14 protein-coding genes are annotated in these 16239 nt (G+C 68.1%); 6 read left to right on the forward strand and 8 right to left on the reverse strand.

All coding sequences use genetic code 11. The features are described from left to right. Positions 1-9: 9 nt before the first annotated feature. From GLP40_RS04285 to GLP40_RS04305, 5 genes are all read right to left on the reverse strand, one after another. Entirely contained in the window at positions 10-1185 is a 1176-nt protein-coding gene (locus tag GLP40_RS04285; RefSeq protein WP_154786518.1) for a PPE domain-containing protein, read from the reverse strand. Positions 1186-1199: 14 nt separating this feature from the next. Continuing rightward, a complete protein-coding gene (locus GLP40_RS04290) occupies positions 1200-1511 on the reverse strand; it encodes a PE domain-containing protein (RefSeq protein ID WP_154786519.1) in 312 nt (103 codons plus the stop codon). An 81-nt stretch (positions 1512-1592) separates the two neighbouring features. Beyond that, the gene (locus GLP40_RS04295) at positions 1593-1946 is read right to left on the reverse strand and encodes a metallopeptidase family protein (RefSeq protein WP_154786520.1); all 354 of its coding nucleotides are present in this window, start codon (positions 1944-1946) and stop codon (positions 1593-1595) included. Between the two features lie 13 nt (positions 1947-1959). Further along, positions 1960-3039 carry a septum formation family protein gene (locus tag GLP40_RS04300; protein WP_407671528.1) on the reverse strand — a complete coding sequence of 360 codons (1080 nt, stop codon included), beginning with the start codon at positions 3037-3039 and terminating at the stop codon, positions 1960-1962. 233 nt (positions 3040-3272) lie between these two features. Further along, a complete protein-coding gene (locus GLP40_RS04305; RefSeq protein WP_154786521.1) occupies positions 3273-4871 on the reverse strand; it encodes a GMC family oxidoreductase in 1599 nt (532 codons plus the stop codon). A 200-nt stretch (positions 4872-5071) separates the two neighbouring features. On the opposite strand from GLP40_RS04305, the gene serS reads away from it, so the two are divergent. The 5 genes from serS (at position 5072) to GLP40_RS04330 (ending at position 11367) form a co-directional block, all read left to right on the forward strand. Continuing rightward, entirely contained in the window at positions 5072-6331 is a 1260-nt protein-coding gene (gene serS, locus GLP40_RS04310) for a serine--tRNA ligase (RefSeq protein ID WP_154786522.1), read from the forward strand. A gap of 76 nt (positions 6332-6407) precedes the next feature. Further along, the gene (locus GLP40_RS04315) at positions 6408-8276 is read left to right on the forward strand and encodes a putative bifunctional diguanylate cyclase/phosphodiesterase (RefSeq protein ID WP_328289673.1); all 1869 of its coding nucleotides are present in this window, start codon (positions 6408-6410) and stop codon (positions 8274-8276) included. A gap of 106 nt (positions 8277-8382) precedes the next feature. After that, positions 8383-9672 (forward strand): MFS transporter, encoded by a 1290-nt coding sequence (locus GLP40_RS04320; RefSeq protein ID WP_154786523.1) that lies wholly within the window; start codon positions 8383-8385, stop codon positions 9670-9672. A 52-nt stretch (positions 9673-9724) separates the two neighbouring features. Continuing rightward, positions 9725-10663: a DMT family transporter gene (locus GLP40_RS04325; protein WP_154786822.1), complete on the forward strand. Its 939-nt coding sequence runs from the start codon at positions 9725-9727 to the stop codon at positions 10661-10663. Between the two features lie 95 nt (positions 10664-10758). Beyond that, positions 10759-11367, forward strand: a complete 609-nt coding sequence (locus GLP40_RS04330; protein ID WP_154786524.1) for a MauE/DoxX family redox-associated membrane protein — start codon at positions 10759-10761, stop codon at positions 11365-11367. Here GLP40_RS04330 and GLP40_RS04335 read toward each other — a convergent pair. After that, positions 11337-12881 carry a Rieske 2Fe-2S domain-containing protein gene (locus tag GLP40_RS04335; protein WP_328289766.1) on the reverse strand — a complete coding sequence of 515 codons (1545 nt, stop codon included), beginning with the start codon at positions 12879-12881 and terminating at the stop codon, positions 11337-11339. The two genes, GLP40_RS04330 and GLP40_RS04335, sit on opposite strands and share 31 nt — an antisense overlap. A gap of 243 nt (positions 12882-13124) precedes the next feature. Between GLP40_RS04335 and GLP40_RS04340 the strand changes: the two genes are divergently transcribed. Beyond that, positions 13125-13877: a lysophospholipid acyltransferase family protein gene (locus GLP40_RS04340; RefSeq protein WP_328289674.1), complete on the forward strand. Its 753-nt coding sequence runs from the start codon at positions 13125-13127 to the stop codon at positions 13875-13877. A gap of 4 nt (positions 13878-13881) precedes the next feature. Here the strand turns inward: GLP40_RS04340 and GLP40_RS04345 are convergent, their stop codons facing one another. Further along, entirely contained in the window at positions 13882-14538 is a 657-nt protein-coding gene (locus GLP40_RS04345; RefSeq protein WP_328289675.1) for a hypothetical protein, read from the reverse strand. Further along, a complete protein-coding gene (locus GLP40_RS04350; RefSeq protein ID WP_154786526.1) occupies positions 14535-16202 on the reverse strand; it encodes an ABC transporter family substrate-binding protein in 1668 nt (555 codons plus the stop codon). The genes GLP40_RS04345 and GLP40_RS04350 overlap by 4 nt, the downstream gene beginning before the upstream one ends. Between the last annotated feature and the right edge of the window lie 37 nt (positions 16203-16239).

Genomic DNA, 16239 nt, shown 5'->3' on the forward strand with positions numbered 1-16239 from the left:
CGAGGACGGTCACTGGTCGGTCTGCGGTTCGCCGCCGATGACCGCGGGCGCGATGACCCGGCCGTCGGCGAACACCTCCAGCGAGCGGCCGTAGTCGTGGCCGCGGTGCGTGTGTTCCTCGTCATCGCCCGAAGCGCCCAGTAGCGGGCTGGAACCGGTCGAGCGGACCGGTGCGGTGGACGCCGGGGTCGTGGCGGCAAGCACAGGGTCGGCGATCGGCGCAACGGGAGTCGGTGCGGCGCCGGTGTTTCCGAGGCCCGCGCCCCAGCCCTCGGGCAGCCGCAGCGCACCCGCGCCGCTTCCGATGTTCACCGAGGTGCCGCCGCTATGGAAGGACACCGCCCGGGTGGCGAGTGCCGCGCCGACGGTCACGGCACCCGTGCCCGCGGCGACCGGCAGGCCGGAGGTCCCGAGGCCGGGCGTCTGCGTCACCGCCTCGGCGACGGCGGTAATCGCGGCGCTCGCAACGTCTCCCACACCGGTGACACCGCTGATGACCACCGTCCCCGCCACCTGCGCGACTCGGGACATCGCACCGATGACAGCCGGATCCTGTGCCGGCCCGGCGGCCGCACCCAGCGCTGCCCGCAGCGGATCGTCGCCACTGGTGAGCGCGTCCCCGCCCGCGTTGGCCGAGCCGGCGCCCATGGCGATGGGCGGCGGCCTGAGGAACTGGCCGGGCGTGGCCACCATCGAACTCGTTGCGGCCTCATAGGTTTCCATGACCAGCGCAGCCCGGATGTCCAGCGCCAGCTTGGCCGCTTCGGCCGCCTCCGCGGCGCCGTTGAGCGCGCCGCCGCTGGTGTAGGCGGCCACCCGCGCGGCGTCCGCGGCCGCGATCTCCGGCAGGCTCGGCATGGCGATGGAGGCCACGGTGTAGGCGGTGGCATTGGCGGCGGCCTTGCCCGCCATGACGCCCGCCATGACGGCCTGCTGTTCGGCCCAGACGGTGAAGCCGCCCAGCCGGGCCAGCACAGTGAGGCCGTTGAGGCCCTCGAGCCCGATACCGATCTCGGCCATGACCCGCGCCACGGTGGTGCTGGCATCCACCCAGGAGGCGGTGAGCGCGCCCCAGGCGGTGCCCGCGGCCGCGAGCGGAATGGCATGCGTGCCGGTATCGAGGGAGACGGAATTGAGTTCGGCCATGCGGGGCAGCCAGAACACCCCGGTGATTCCCAGCGTCATGCGTGTCGGTCCCTTTACGCCTGGATCGCGGCGATACCGGCCGCGCGCACCGCGTCCTGGGCCAGGTACTGGGCCAGCTGGCTGCGCAGAGTGGCGGCGGCGTGATGCAGTTCGAGAATGCCCTGGGCGACCGAGCGGTCGTGGGTCAGCGCGGCATTGTTGAAATGCGCGGCGGCCAGGAAGGACACCTCTTCGGTGCCGGAGGGGAGGACATGGGTGGCCGGTGCGCTCGCGCTCGCGGCCGCGGCCAGGCGTTCGGCGAGCAGATCGAGTTCCAGGGCGGCCGCGAGGATCACCTCGGGCTGCACGAGGACGTGGCCGACCATGATCGGGCTCCCTTCTACGTTCTTCTTCCGGTTATGAAGATTGGACGTAGAGGTTCGCTGACCGGTTCCCAGCGCCGCTGATCAGCCCCATCCCAGCTGATGGAGTCGCTCGTCGTCGATCCCGAAATAGTGCGCTATCTCGTGAATCACGGTGATCGCCACTTCTTCCACCACCTCTTCTTCGCTACGGCACATCTCGAGGATGGCGTCGCGATAGATGGTGATGGTGTCGGGCAGCGCGCCCCCGTAGTGGCTGTAGTCCCGGTCGGTGAGGGCGATGCCGTGATAGAGGCCGAGCAGGTGGGGGTCCTCGTCGCTGCGCGGCTCGATGAGCACCACCACATTGTCGATCGCCTGTGACAACTCCGGCGGAATCAGGTCGAGAGCATCACCGACCAACTCTTCGAAGCGGTCCTCGGACATCGGGACGGGCATGTCTGCGACCGGGTCAGCGTGGCTGAGGGATGACCGGCGGGGCCGCGCCGGGCAGCGGCGGCGGTGTGTAGCGGCCGTTGTTCGGCGGCGGCACCGGGGCCTGGCCGTCGATCTGGATGTCGCCCTTGGCCGATCCGGTGATGGTGGCGAAGCCCTCCTGGTCCGCACCCTTGCCGACCAGGCAGTTGAGGCTGCGGGAACCGGCCAGCCAGCTACGCGCGTCGAGCGCGTCCCAGAACAGCGTCAGCGTCTTGTTGCGCAGCGCATCGGGGGAGCCGAGATAATCGCCGGCGTCCTTGGCGCACGCGTCTTCCATGTACTTGTCCTGATCGTCCTTCGAGGGCGGCCCGCCGTTGAAGTGGGTGGCCAGGTCCACGGTGGAGACGATCTCGAAGGCGTGCGGCTGGGTGCAGTCGACCGGATCGGTGGGCAGGTTGGATTTGATGCCGATGCAGGTGCCGATGTCGTAGGTCTTGGACTGGTTGATATCGCGCACGCCGCCGGTGATGGGCTTGGTGGCGATGCCCTGGCTGCCGGAGACCTGCAGGCCGCAGCGCAGCGTGCGCTCGCCCGCCTTCCAGCCCGCCTCACCGGGATTGATCAGGCCGACAACGAATTTGCCGCGCGGATCCAGGCGGCCGCCGAGATACTCCTGGGCGGCGCTGAGGCAGTGCTCGTCGCGCAGTTCGGAGAAGCGCAGCGAATCCGGGAAGCGGGAGCCGGGCCCGAATTCCTTGCCCGGGTACTTGCTCAGGTCGATGTCCGCGGTCACCTCGAACAGGTGCTTGCTCGCGCAGTCGACCTTGGTGAGGTCGCCGGCATTGGACTTGGACCAGGTCAGGCAGTCGCCTTCCTTGGCGGTGCCGAAGGCCGCGCCCGCGACGGCGCCGGTGGGCTGGGCTGCCCCCGGCGCGTGCGCCTTCACCCGATTGGAGTCGAAGCCGTTGGAGGCGAACATGGTGATGAGCACGGCCAGTGTGACGCCGACCGCCATGGCCAGCAACCCCCACCGCACCGTCGACGCCGAGAGCGGACCGTTCTTGTTCAGCGTGGACTCCACCGCGCGCAACGGCGTCAGCAAACGATCCAGCACAGTGGGCTTCCGACGGGTCGGCGGCCCGGGGCGCTGCGAAGACGGGGGCGCGGGCCACTGCGAAGGCATCTTTTGCTCAGGCATCGCGAGTGAGTTTAATTGTCTCCGCTTCGCTCCGGCCGGTTCGCGGCGCTGAGGGTCTCGTTCCTCCTTCCCTCCGCTCGGTCCAGAACGAGACGCGCCGCTTACCACCGAATGCTCATAGGCCGCCGTTGATGTTCGAGGACCCGGTCCTACGCCGTGATCAGGTCGGCCGCCTTCTCGCCGATCAGGACCGCCGGGGCGTGGGTGTGCCCGCGGGTGATCATCGGCATGACCGAGGTGTCGGCCACGCGCAGGCCCTCGATGCCGCGCACCCGCAGTTCCGGATCCACCACGCTGGACTCGTCGCGGCTCATGGCACAGGTACCGACCGGGTGGTACAGCGTGTGGGCGTGGTCCTCGAGGCAGCGCCGCAGCACCTCCTCCATCGGGGTGTCGGAGGGCACCGCCGGTTGCATGAGCTCGCCGATGTGCTCCTTCAGCGAAGGCTGGTGGGCCAGATCGACGCATGCCTGCAGACCCGTGAGCAGGGCGGCGCGGTCTGCGGGTTCGGCGCAGTAGCGCGGGTTGATGCGCGGCGCGGTGAACGGATCGGACGAGGTGATGGTGATGCTGCCGATGGATTCCGGCTTGAGCAGCACCGCGGCGAAGGTGAGCGCGTGCCCGTCCGGGTCGCCCAGGCCCTCGGCGATATACGGCGCGGGCGCGAAGATGAGCTCCAGATCGGGCAGGTCGAGATCCTCGCGGCTGCGCGTGAACCCGTAGGCCTCACCGATGTTCGAGGTGAGCTGGCCGCGCCGCAGCACCAGGTAGTTGGCGAGCTCGAGCAGGTTCTTGTCCGCGCCGTAGAGGCTGCCCGCGGTGGTCCGGTAGACGATGGGCGCGGCCAGGTGGTCGCGCAGACCGCGTCCGACCTCGGGCAGATGTCGCACCACCGGGATGCCCAGTTCCTGCAGCCGGTCGCCGTCGCCGATGCCGGAGAGCATGAGCAGCTGCGGGCTGTTGATCGCGCCGCCGGACAGGATGACCTCGCGCTTGGCGGTGATCTGCTTGATCTCGCCGCCGACGCCGCCGACCCGGAATTCCACCCCGGTGGCCCGCTTGCCTTCGAACAGCACCCGGGTGGCGTGCGCCTCGGTGATGACGGTGATGTTGCGCCCCGCCTGCCGGGCGGGTCGCAGGTAGGCATCGGCGGTGCTCCAGCGGGCGCCGCGCTTCTGGGTCACCATGGTCTGCGAGAAGCCTTGCGGCCGATCGAGATTGGCGCGTTCTACCGGGTATCCGGCTTCGCCGGCGGCCTGCAGGTAGCTGTGGGTGAGCGCGCGGGGGCTGCGCTGGCGGGAGATGTGCAGCGGTCCCTTGCGGCCCTCGCCGGGTTCGTTGGCCTCCTCGACGGATTCCAGGCGCTGGAAATAGGGGAGTACCTGTTCGAACGACCAGCTCGGTCCGGCGTAGCGCGCCCACTCGTCGTAGTCGGCGGCGAAGCCGCGCACCCACATCATGGCGTTCATGGAGGAGGAGCCGCCGAGCATCTTGCCGCGCGGCCAGTACACGCGTCGGTTGCTGAGTTCGGGTTGTGGCTCGGTGCGGTAGTTCCAGTCGTTGGGGCCCTGGAAGAGCTGGTTGAACGCCGCGGGTATGTGGGCGAACTTGTCGCTGTCCTCGCCGCCGGCTTCCAGGACCACGACGCTGACGCCGGGCCGCTCGCTCAGTCGTGCGGCCAGTGCGGCCCCCGCGGATCCGGCTCCGACGACCACGAAATCGGCGGTGTGCGGGGTGTATTGGGGCATGGTGAGACTCCTCCGAAAGACCACGGCGGAGCCGCTGCCGGGCTCCGTGCCGTCCCATGCCGCTAACCCTAGGGTGGAAATCGCCCGGTCGTGGGGTGGATCGTCGGGATAGCGAAGCGAAGCTGAACAGATCAAGATCAAATCGTGTGCTTCGGACCTGTCGGAAATCCACTAGCGCCCGCGCACTAGGCTGAATACCCATGATCGACCTTCGATTCCTGCGGGAAAACCCGGATGTGGTCCGTGCGTCGCAGCGTGCGCGCGGTGAGGACCCCTCCCTGGTGGATGCCCTGCTCGAGGCGGATGCCGCCCGTCGCGCCGCGGTCGCGACGGCCGACAATCTGCGCGCCGAGCAGAAGGCCCTGGGCAAGAAGGTCGGCAAGGCTTCCCCGGACGAGCGCCCGGCGCTGCTGCAGCTCGGTCAGGAATTGTCGGCGAAGGTGAAGGAGGCCGAGGCGGCCGAGACCGCCGCGGACGCCGACCTCGACACCGCCCAGCGCGCCCTGTCGAACGTGGTGCAGGAGGGTGTGCCCGCCGGCGGCGAGGACGACTACATCGTGCTCGAGACCGTCGGCGCCCCGCGCGAATTCGAGTTCGAGCCCAAGGATCACCTGGATCTGGGTGAATCGCTGGGCCTGATCGACATGGAGCGCGGCGCGAAGGTATCGGGCTCGCGCTTCTACTTCCTCACCGGCAACGGCGCGCTGCTGCAGCTGGGCCTGCTGCAGCTGGCCGCGCAGAAGGCGGTGGCCAACGGCTTCACCATGATGATCCCGCCGGTGCTGGTGCGCCCGGAGATCATGCAGGGCACCGGCTTTCTGGGCCAGCACGCCGCCGAGGTCTACCACCTCGAGGACGACGACCTGTACCTGGTCGGCACCTCGGAGGTGCCGCTGGCGGGCTATCACTCGGGCGAGATCCTGGATCTGAGCGCGGGCCCTAAGCGTTACGCCGGCTGGTCGTCGTGCTTCCGCCGTGAGGCGGGCAGCTACGGCAAGGACACTCGCGGCATCATCCGCGTGCACCAGTTCGACAAGGTGGAGATGTTCGTCTACACCACGCCGGACCAGGCCGATGCCGAGCACAAGCGGCTGCTGGCCTGGGAGCAGGACATGCTCGCCGCCATCGAGGTGCCCTACCGCGTCATCGATGTGGCCGCCGGCGATCTGGGCAGCTCGGCGGCCCGCAAATTCGATTGCGAGGCTTGGGTTCCCACCCAGCAGACCTACCGCGAGCTGACCTCGACCTCGAATTGCACGACGTTCCAGGCGCGTCGGCTGAATGTCCGGTACCGGGACGAGAACGGCAAGCCGCAGATCGCCGCCACCCTGAATGGCACGTTGGCGACGACTCGGTGGATTGTCGCGTTGCTGGAAAACCATCAGCAAGCCGACGGTTCGGTGCGGGTGCCCGCTGCGCTGGTGCCTTTCGTCGGCACCGAAGTGCTGGAGCCGCGCTGAGTATTCGCTACTCGGCGTGGTTTATTTCCGTCGGTTGTGTCTACCGCTGGCAGGGCTTGTGTCTAGGCTAGGCGTCGTGCGAGGAATCGGGTCTCGCGGCGATACCCGGACCCGGGTGCGGGCGGCATCGGCGCTGGCGACGGCAATGGTCATGGCTCGGACCACCGGGGCGTTCTACGTCATGGGCGGAGTCCTGGGCTTGATCCTGACGGCGGTCGCCCCGGGTGAAGAGGGCAATCGGCCGCTGGTGGGCGCGGCGGCGTTCGTGGCGCTGCTGTTGGGTGTGAGCCTGCTGATCTGGGGTCCGCGGCTGCCGCATTCGGTGCATCACGCCTATGTGGCGACCGCGACCGTGCTGGTGACCATTGCGGTGCACTGGTTTCCGAACACGGTCGGCGCGATCAGCCTGGCGGCGTTCTATGTGTTCGTCGCCTGTGATGCCGCCATCTTCTTCTCCTGGCGATGGCTGGGCGCACACCTGGCGTTCGCCATCGCCTGCTGCCTGTGGGTGGTGCCTTCGCGCGGGCTGCCGTGGTGGTCGGGCATCATTCCGGCGGGCATCACCTTCGGAATCGGCATCGTGGTCGGCATCTTGACGCGCATGGCGTCGGACGCCGATATCGACGTGCTGACCGGTCTGCTGAATCGGCGCGGTTTCGACCGGGCGCTGAGCAATGCCATCGCGCACGCCACCCGCACCGGTCAGGGCCTGGCCCTGGTGCTGGTGGACCTGGACCGGTTCCAGAAGATCAACGATCACCTGGGCCACCGGGCCGGCGACGCGGTGTTGCAGCGGGTGGCCGATACCTGGTCGAAACTGCTTGCGCCGGAGCAGCGACTGGCGCGCTACGGCGGCGATGCCTTCGCGCTGCTGTTGCCCGGCACCACCGAGCAGGCCGCGATCCTGTTGACCGAGGAGTTGCGCGCGGCCGTCACCACCGGCTGTTCTGCGGGTGTGACGTCCTGGCAGCCGGGCGAATCCGGGTCATTGCTGGTGTCGCGCGCGGATGTGGGTCTGTACCGGGCCAAGCAGGCGGGCCGCAATCGCACGGTGCTGGAGTCCTCGCGGCAGCTGCCGCTGGCGGTGGAGCTGCGTGAGGCCATCGACCGCGGCACGCTGGACGTGCAGTACCAGCCGATCGTCAGTCTCGCCGACGGCGCCGCCCGCGCGGTCGGCGTGGAAGCCTTGCTGCGCTGGTCTTCTCACGCGCAGCCGGAGGTGACCACCGAGGGCCTGATCCGGGTGGCCGAGGAATACGACCTCATCTCCGATCTGGATGAGCTGGTGTTGCGTCGTGCCTGCGCCGACGCCGCGCGATTGCAGGAGACCTTCGCACAGCTGGATCTGACGCTCAACGTCAATGTGAGTGGGCTGGAGCTGGCCGAAACCGAGTACGCCGACCGTGTTTCCGGCATTCTCGAGGAAACCGGCTGGCCCGCCGCGCAACTCGTGCTCGAGGTGACCGAGAGCGAGCTGGCCGCCGAATCCGAGACCGCTATCGCGAACCTGCACAAGCTGCGCGAGGGCGGCGTCCGCATCGCCATCGACGATTTCGGCACCGGCTACTCCTCGCTCAGCCGCCTGGCCACGCTGCCGTCGGACATCCTCAAGGTGGACCAGTCCTTCGTGGCGTCCATCCGATCGGATTCCCCCGCGCCGCCGCTGCTGGGCGTGATCGCGGCGTTGAGCAAATCGCTCGACCTGCAGGTCATCGCCGAGGGCGTGGAGACCGAATATCAGGCGGCGGTGCTCACCGAGCTCGGCTTCGCGCTGGCCCAGGGCTACCACTACAGCGACTCGCACCCGGTGTCGGAGCTCATCAACGACCTCAATGATCGGCACGGCGTGGTCGGGGCGGCGCTGTCGGAAAACGAGCCGCCCGCCCACGGCTGGATCCCGCTGGACGATCCGCTTGACGGTGGTGAGCCCGGCGCGCAGAGTTGACCGCATGCGGATGCTGGTCTACGCCTGTTGATTCGTCCTTTGTAGTGCTCTACCCCGGGCTGGCGAGCCCGCGGGTTCGGTACGCGCACTGACCCTTCGCGCGATCCTGTTCGCATTCACCGCGGACCTGATCCCGCTCTACGCCATCTACGCCCTGTTGTTCGCCGCGCGCGGTCTGAACGCGGCGCAGATCTCATCGCTGTTCGTCCTCTGGTCGGCGACCTCGTTCCTGCTCGGGATTCCGTCCGGCGCCTGGGCCGACACGGTCTCGCGGCGCGGCCTGCTCATGCTGTCGGGTGCGCTGCTGGGCGCGGGTTTCGCCGTGTGGATCCGGTATCCGTCCTATCTGGGGTTCGCGGCCGGTTTCGTGCTGTGGGGTACTTCGGGCGCGCTCCGGTCGGGCACCGTCGAGGCGCTGATCTACGACGATCTGTACGCCCGCGCGGCGGCCGCCGAATACCCGCGGGTGATGGGCTGTGTCCGCGCCGCCGGCGAATCCGCCGCGCTCGCGGGCGTTCTCATAGCGGCTCCGCTCTACGCGTGGGGTGGCTATGCGCTGGTCGCCTGGTCGAGTGTCGCGATTGCCGTGGTGCACACCGTGACCGCGGCGCTGCTGCCGAGCGCACCGAAGTCGGTATCCGCGGCGGAGGTCGAGGATCTCGAGGACGGTGTCGCCGAGCGGGAGCCGGACGAGCTGGGCACGCAGGAGAGCCACAGGATGTTCGAATCCCGCGCGGTCGAATCGGAATCCATCGGCTATCTGGCAACGCTGCGCGCGGGTCTGCGAGAGGCCCTGCGGGTGCGGGTGATTCGGCGTGGCGTGGTCCTGGTGGCGCTGTTGAACGGCATCACGGCGTTCGACGAGTACTTCGCCCTGCTGGCCGGCCACGCGGGCGCCGGGCCGTCTGTGTCCGCGGTGCTGGTGGGCGTCACGGTGGCCGGAGCCCTGGCCGGTGCGACGCTGGCGGGCCGCACCCGCGGCGTATCGGCGCGGGTGATGGCTGCGGTGCTGGCCGTGGCCGGCGTCCTGTTCATCGCCGGCGCGTTGCTGGCGGGTGCGGCCGCCCACCATCCGGGGGCCATGTATGTGCTGACGGCCGTGGGCTTTTCGGCGGTGGGCATCGCCTACGGCATCGACTACAACGCCGATGTCATCGCCTCGGCCCGATCGCAGGACGCCATCGCCGGTCCGGCACGTGCCACGGTGACATCGGTGTCGGGCTTGGCCACGGAGGTGATCGCCCTGCTGGTGTTCGTCTTCGCCGCGGTGGCCGCCACCTGGCTGTCGCCGCCGGTCATGGTCGCACTGCTCGGTGTGCCGCTGCTGCTGGCCGCGGGACTGCTCCCTACCTGGATGCCCCGGGGACGAAGTGTGGACGAGCGCCGAGGGGCATGATCTGGTCGGCCGGAACGGCGTCAGGGCAGGCGGGGACAATCGGGCGGTGGCGATGCGGCGGTGGGTGGGGTTGGGGTTCGGGGGTGCCATCGGCGCGGCCGTGGCCGTCCAGGCGCGGATCAACGGCGAGCTGGGGCATCGGCTGGGGGACGGGATCGCGGCGGCCTCCATCAGTTTCGGGAGCGGGTTGCTCATCCTGGCCGTGGTGTTCGCGTGCAGCGGGCGCCTGCGTGCCGGCGTCGGGCGGGTGCGGGCGGCGCTGGAATCCGGGGGGCTGCGCTGGTGGCAGCTGCTGGGTGGGTTGTCGGGCGCGTATTTCGTTGCGTGTCAGGGGCTCACGGTGACGACCATCGGGGTCACGGTGTTCACGGTGGCCGCGGTGGCGGGGCAGCTGGTGAGCAGTCTGGTGGTGGACCGGATGGGCCTGGGGCCGGGCGGCCGGAGCCCGGTGACGGCACGGCGGGTCAGCGCCGCGGTCCTGGTGCTGGTGGCGGTTGTGCTCGCGGTGGTGGGGCGGAACGGATCCGGCTCGATCACCGGCGGGCATTCCGGCGCGTCGGTGGTGCTGGTGGTGTTGCCGCTGGTCGCGGGTGTACTGGTGGCCTGGCAGCAGGCGGTGAACGGCCGGGTGGGCGCGGTGGGCGGGCCGCTGTCGGCGACGTTGGGCAATTTCGCGACCGGCACCGCGGCGCTGGCGGTCGTCGAGGCGGGCGTGCTGGTCCGGCGCGGTGGATTCGGGCCGCTGCCGAGTGCGCCGTGGCTGTATCTCGGCGGGTTGATCGGGATTTCGTTCGTGGCGTTGGCGGTGGCGGTGGTGCGCTGGATCGGGGTGCTGCTGCTCGGGCTGACGTCGGTGGCGGGCCAGCTGCTGGCCTCGGTGGTACTGGATGTGGTCGCGCCGACCGGGTATGGGCTCTCCTCCGCGGCGGTGATCGGCTGTGCGCTCACCTTCGTCGCGGTGGCGGTCGCGACGTGGTCCCGATCGGCCTAGCCACGCAGGCTTTCGACGGGCTGCCCGGCGTGGCGTCGAAAACTGTTCGGGTGATTTGTAATTCACCGTCAATCTCGGTGTGCGATGGTGCGGGAATGGCTATCGACTACTGGGTGTGGGTGGCACGTCTGGTGCTGGCCGTCGTGTTCGGATTGTCGGCATGGGGGAAGTTCGCCGACGACTCCGGGACGCGGAAGGCGGTGGGGGAGTTCGGCATTCCGATCGCATGGGTGCCCGCGGTGGCCTGGGGATTGCCGACCGTGGAGGCGGCGGTAGCGGTCGCGGTGCTGCCGCCGTGGACCGCGGCCGCCGCGGCGTTGATGGCGATTCTGCTGCTGGGAATATTCACCGGAGCGGTGGTGCGGCTGCTGCGTCAGGGAACACGGCCGGTCTGTTCGTGTTTCGGTGCGGGCAGTGCGGCGCCCATTGGCCGCGGCACCGTGGTCCGCAATATCGTGCTGATCATGCTGGCCGGTCTGACCGTGGTGGCGACGCTGGCGAATCCGCAGGTGCCGGGTGTACTGCCGATGGATCGCGCGGTCACGCTCGCGGTCGCGGCCGGATTCGCCGCGGTGCTGGTGTCGCTGTGGGGTGAGCTGCGGTCGCTGCGTCGTCGGCTGGACGCCGTCGACAGGATGCGGCCGATCCCTCGGGACCGGCCGCATTCAGCGGATCAGACCAGTTTCTTCGAGCGCAGCTCGTGACCCCTGGAGGTCTTGCAGCGGCCGGACTCCAGATCCCACTGCCAGCCGTGCAGGTTGCAGGTGAGGGTATTACCCTCCACCACACCGAATTTCGACAGATCGGCTTTGAGGTGCGGGCAGCGGCGCTGCACCTCCCAGCCGTCGAGTTCGGTGGAGGCGGAATCGTCGTGCGCTTCGGCGAACCAGCCGTCGGCGTAGGCGATGCGCTCGTCGGTGAGGCATTTGAAGAAGGTGTAGAGGAATTCGTTGTAGCCGCCGATGCGCCAGGTGGTGAAGCGCGTCGACAGGAAGATAGTGTTCACCCAGTCGGGCTCGTCGTCGCGCAGCACGGTGCGCACCAACTGCGGGTCGATGCGGAATCCGTAGCGGTACTTGCCTTCTCCCTCGATGGGCTCGCGCACCACGCGCTTGGGGAAGTCCAGCACTACGGTCTCCTCGCCCATGACCAGGCCGACCGGGTAGCCGATGCCGTCGCAGATGACGTCGCTCTGCGCCATGATCGGCTCGAACTTGGCCTTGAGCGCGGGCAGCAGCGGCTCGCCGGCGGCCGGGGCCCAGGTGGCCTTCTCGGCGGCCAGCACCGGGGCCATCCGCTGGGCCATGTCCTCGATGTAGGCGGCCTTGTCGCCGTAGATGGTGTCGGGATCGACCGGGTGGGTGAGTGAATTCAGTTCCTTGCCCCGCAGATCCGCGACCGAGCCGGGGATCATGAGCAGCCCGCCCGAATTGCCGTGGGTCTTCATCTGATCCAGGAAGACGATCTGGTCGGGGAAGATATTGCCCTCGTCGCCGCGGTCGTCATTGAGGTAGCGCAGTTCGTCGTCGAGGAAGACCGGCGGGCCGGCGGACGGGACGACCCAGGTGGCTCCGACCTGTTCGATGTAGGAGCGGGCCCGGTCCATGCCGCGCTGACGCTTCTGCTTGCCGAAGTTGGCCTTGGTCTTGGCGGGAATGTCGTAGACCATCGGGTACCAGATGGCGCCGGAGTACTGCAGCAGGTGGACGTCCACGTGCCCGAAGGCGTCGTGCAACACGTCCATGTCGACGGGCCGGGCGTCGTTCATGTTGAAGCACACGGTTTCCCCGTCGGCGACGACCAGGGCGGAGTCGCCGATCGGGCCGTCGGCGGGCGCGCGCAGCGCGATGATCATGATGTCCAGGTCGCCGCCGGGACCGGTGACGGTGGTCTTGACCGAGTTCTCGGTCTCCACGAACCTGGTGAAGCCGAGCTTCTCGAGTTCGCGCTCGAGATCCGGCACCGGGTAATCGGGCAGCAGGACGGTGGCGTCCTTGTTGATCTTGTCGGCCAGCAGCTTGGCGTCCCAGTGATCGCGGTGCAGATGCGATACGTAGAGGAAATCGCAGTTGCCGAGCTCGTCCCAGTCCAGCTGGGTGTTGTCGGGGAACGGGAACCATGATCCGAAATAGGCCGGGTTGACCCACGGATCGCACAGGATTGTTCCGGCCGCGGTTCGGATGTGGAATCCGGCGTGTCCGACGCTGGTGATCTGCACGAGCTTCATTCCTCCCTGACCGTTACCAGCCACCCACAGTACTGGCTGGCCGGAGACGTCGCCGAGGCAGGCCGAGCTGACGGGCAGTGTCCCGAGCAGTCCCTGGCGAAGCTGGGTGGGCGGCGCTGTTCAGCCGTTTTCCACTCATATGGACCTTTTTCGGTGTCGAGAAGTCACATCAATGGAGACGGTGTCGCCCGGATCACTGGATGCCGCGAGGGCAGCGACTACGCTAGCGGAATTGTGGAACCCGTCTATTACCCCGTCATCGGGCTGGCCCGCACCGTTTTCGCGCTGCAGGGCCTGAAGTTCACCGTCAAGGGCGAGGAAAACATTCCGGCGACCGGTGGTGCGGTGATCGCGATCAACCACACCGGGTACCTGGATTTCACCTACGCCGGTCTGCCCGCGCGCGCCACGAAGCGCTACATACGCTTCATGGCCAAGAAGGAGGTCTTCGACAGCGCCGTCTCCGGCCCGATCATGCGCGCCCTCAAGCACATTCCGGTGGACCGCTCGGCGGGCGCGGAGTCGTACCACGAGGCCGTCAAGCGCCTGCGCGCCGGCGAGCTGGTCGGCGTCTACCCCGAGGCCACCATCAGCCGCAGCTTCGAACTCAAGGAGTTCAAGTCCGGCGCGGCCCGCATGGCCATCGAGGCCGGCGTCCCCATCATCCCCCTCGTCATCTGGGGCGCTCAGCGCGTCTGGACCAAGGGCTTCCCGAAGCGTCTGGGCCGCACCAACACCCCCATCTCCATCGCGGTCGGCGAACCCATCCAGCCCTTCGAACCGGCGTCGGCCCTCACCGACCAGCTGCACAAGACCATGGAAGCCATGCTCCTGGATCTCCAGAAGGACTACGTCCACGAGCCCGGCGCCTACTGGGTCCCCGCCCGCCTCGGCGGCAGCGCCCCCACCCTCGAGGAGGCCAACGCCATGGACGCGGCCGAAGCCGCCGAGAAGGCCGCCCGCCGCGCGGAGAAGCCGGCCGAGTAGTCGGCTAGCTCGGGTCGGATCCGCGAACGGCCGACAGCCAGGTGGCCGTGGCCGCCGCGACCAGCGCGGCAGCCACGAAAGCCGGCGATCCGCCGCCCGCGACGTACACCCAGAGCAATCCCGCGAACGGCCCGACCACGGCGGATTGGGCGTCCAGCACCAACCTGCGCCCGACCCCGGTCCGTCCGATCGCTTCGGGATCCGGCCGGGCCGGATTGTCGACCAGCCTGCCCACCGGCTCCGAATCCCGCAGGCGGCCCGACGGATACACCCGATGCCCGTCGATACGTACTGTGCGGCCGGACAATTCGGCCGTGACCTGGGTCAGTGTCACCAGTACCGGATCGAAATACACTGGCAGCCACCGATTCTTCCCCCCGATGGTGAACTCCAACCACGACCTGCTCACCAAGCGATGTTGCTGCCGCACCCGCCGCACGGCGACCTCCTGGCCTTGCTTCCCGCCCGATAACCCGGCGGGTGGATATCCCAGCGCGCACGCGAAGCGAAACCCGGTGTAGCCCAGGATTATCAAGGCCACGGTGACGAGCATGGTCACCTGCTCCGGATCGGCGAACGGGACCCAGGCGAGCGTGATCGCCAAGGTCCCGATCGTCACGAGAGCCGGATAGGCCAGGGGGTAGCCCGTCCGGGGGCTCACTTCAGGAAGCCGACCTTCAGGTAGTCCGGGGACGCCAGGCCGAACGCGCCCCAGTTGGCCAGGTTGGTGCGAGCGGCGTGGGTGCCGGACGCCTGGTTGAACAGCATCGAATGCCCTTCGTCCCAGATCATCTTGTCGGCCTTGTTCGCCAGTTCGATGGCCTTGTCCGGGTTCAGCTCCGCCATCGCCTGATCGATGACCGCGTTCAGCTCCGGCGAGCCGAGGCGAGACTTGTTGCCCTGCCAGTTCTTCGGGTCGTAGTAGTAGAACTGCTTCAACGCCCCGATCGGCAGCACGCTGGTGCTGCGGCTCCACTGCGCGAGATCGTAGTTACCGGGGTCGATGACGTTGGTGAACAGGCCGGTGCCGGGGACGGTCTGGATGTCGAGCTTGACGCCGATCTTCTGCAGGTCGGCCTGGATGATCTTGGCGATATTCACCCAGACGTCCTGCTGGTACATGACGTCCCGCACGATCAGCTTGCGGCCGTCCTTCTCGCGCACGTCGCCCTTCATCACCCAGCCCAGGGCATCCAATTCCTTGGCGGCCTCGTCCAGGTTGAAGGCAACATCCTGGGAATTGTCCTGGTAGCCCTTCTGACCGTCGATGTAGACGTGGTTGTTGAGCGGCTTCGGGTTGTCGACGATCCCGTGCTGGCTGGTGTCCACGATGGTCTGCCGGTCGATCGCCTTGGCGATGGCCAGTCGCAGCTTCATGTCCTCGAACAGTGAGCCCGGCGCCCCGTTGAACGCGATGAAGCCGTAGGTCGGCTCCGCGGCCCGCCGAATTTCGACGCCCGGCGCTTGCCGCGCACCGGTGACGGCTTCGAGCCCGGAGACGTAGGCCTCGTCCAGTTCGTTGTTCTGGATCGCGGGCACGACGGCGGAGTTGTCGAGCACGCTGAAGGTGATGTTGTCCAGCTTCGGCGCGTCACCCCACCATTTGGGGTTGCGGCTCAACGTGATCCGGTTCTGGGTGCGGTCGATATTGGTGATCATGAACGGGCCGCCGCTGACCGGCAGCGAGTTGCGCGCCCAATCGTTGAACGCCTGCGGGGTCTCGGTGTCCGCTTTCGGGAACAGCTGGCCGAACAGGCTCTGCCACTCGCCATAGGGTTGGGCGAAGGTGACGATGGCCTGTCGGTCGTCGACGCCCCGCTCCACTTTGCCGACATGGTCGTAACCCGAGGTGGAGGCCACCTGGTACTCGCTGTTGGTGCCATTCGACGCCTGCCACTGCGACTTCATGTCCTCCCAGGTGATGGGATTTCCGTCGGTCCACACCGCCTTGGGATTGATGGTGTAGGTGACGACCTCCGGGTTGGTGGAGGTCAGCGTGATGTCGGTGAAGAAGTTGTGGTTGACGGTGAGTTCGCCGGCCGCGTTGCTGTCGAAGGCCACGGGCAGCGTCGGCGACACGACATCGGAGGTGTCCTGAGTATTTCCATCGACGTGCAACGCGTTGAACGAGGCCGGGAACGAGCTCAGCGACAGCCGGAGGTTGCCGCCGTCCTCGAGATCCGAGACCGGATGCGGGTTGATGGCGTTGGTCGTGCCGAGGGTCGCGGTTCCGCCTTCGGTACCGCTGGAACTACACCCCGTCCCGACCAACCCGAGAGCGACCATCGGGATCGCCAGTCGAATCATGGTCGAACGTATCCGCATGGACCGCTCCTTCCGCCGCGGACGGCTGTCGAAACTT

Origin of the sequence: Nocardia aurantiaca (assembly GCF_009708175.1) — a bacterium.
Classification (GTDB): domain Bacteria; phylum Actinomycetota; class Actinomycetes; order Mycobacteriales; family Mycobacteriaceae; genus Nocardia; species Nocardia aurantiaca.

What these genes read in the sequence shown, in the direction of transcription:
- GLP40_RS04285 (WP_154786518.1), bottom strand. Translation starts at nt 1,185, where the DNA reads ATGACGCTGGGAATCACCGGGGTGTTCTGGCTGCCCCGCATGGCCGAA.
- GLP40_RS04290 (WP_154786519.1), bottom strand. Translation starts at nt 1,511, where the DNA reads ATGGTCGGCCACGTCCTCGTGCAGCCCGAGGTGATCCTCGCGGCCGCC.
- GLP40_RS04295 (WP_154786520.1), bottom strand. Translation starts at nt 1,946, where the DNA reads ATGCCCGTCCCGATGTCCGAGGACCGCTTCGAAGAGTTGGTCGGTGAT.
- GLP40_RS04305 (WP_154786521.1), bottom strand. Translation starts at nt 4,871, where the DNA reads ATGCCCCAATACACCCCGCACACCGCCGATTTCGTGGTCGTCGGAGCC.
- serS (WP_154786522.1), top strand. Translation starts at nt 5,072, where the DNA reads ATGATCGACCTTCGATTCCTGCGGGAAAACCCGGATGTGGTCCGTGCG.
- GLP40_RS04325 (WP_154786822.1), top strand. Translation starts at nt 9,725, where the DNA reads ATGCGGCGGTGGGTGGGGTTGGGGTTCGGGGGTGCCATCGGCGCGGCC.
- GLP40_RS04330 (WP_154786524.1), top strand. Translation starts at nt 10,759, where the DNA reads ATGGCTATCGACTACTGGGTGTGGGTGGCACGTCTGGTGCTGGCCGTC.
- GLP40_RS04350 (WP_154786526.1), bottom strand. Translation starts at nt 16,202, where the DNA reads ATGCGGATACGTTCGACCATGATTCGACTGGCGATCCCGATGGTCGCT.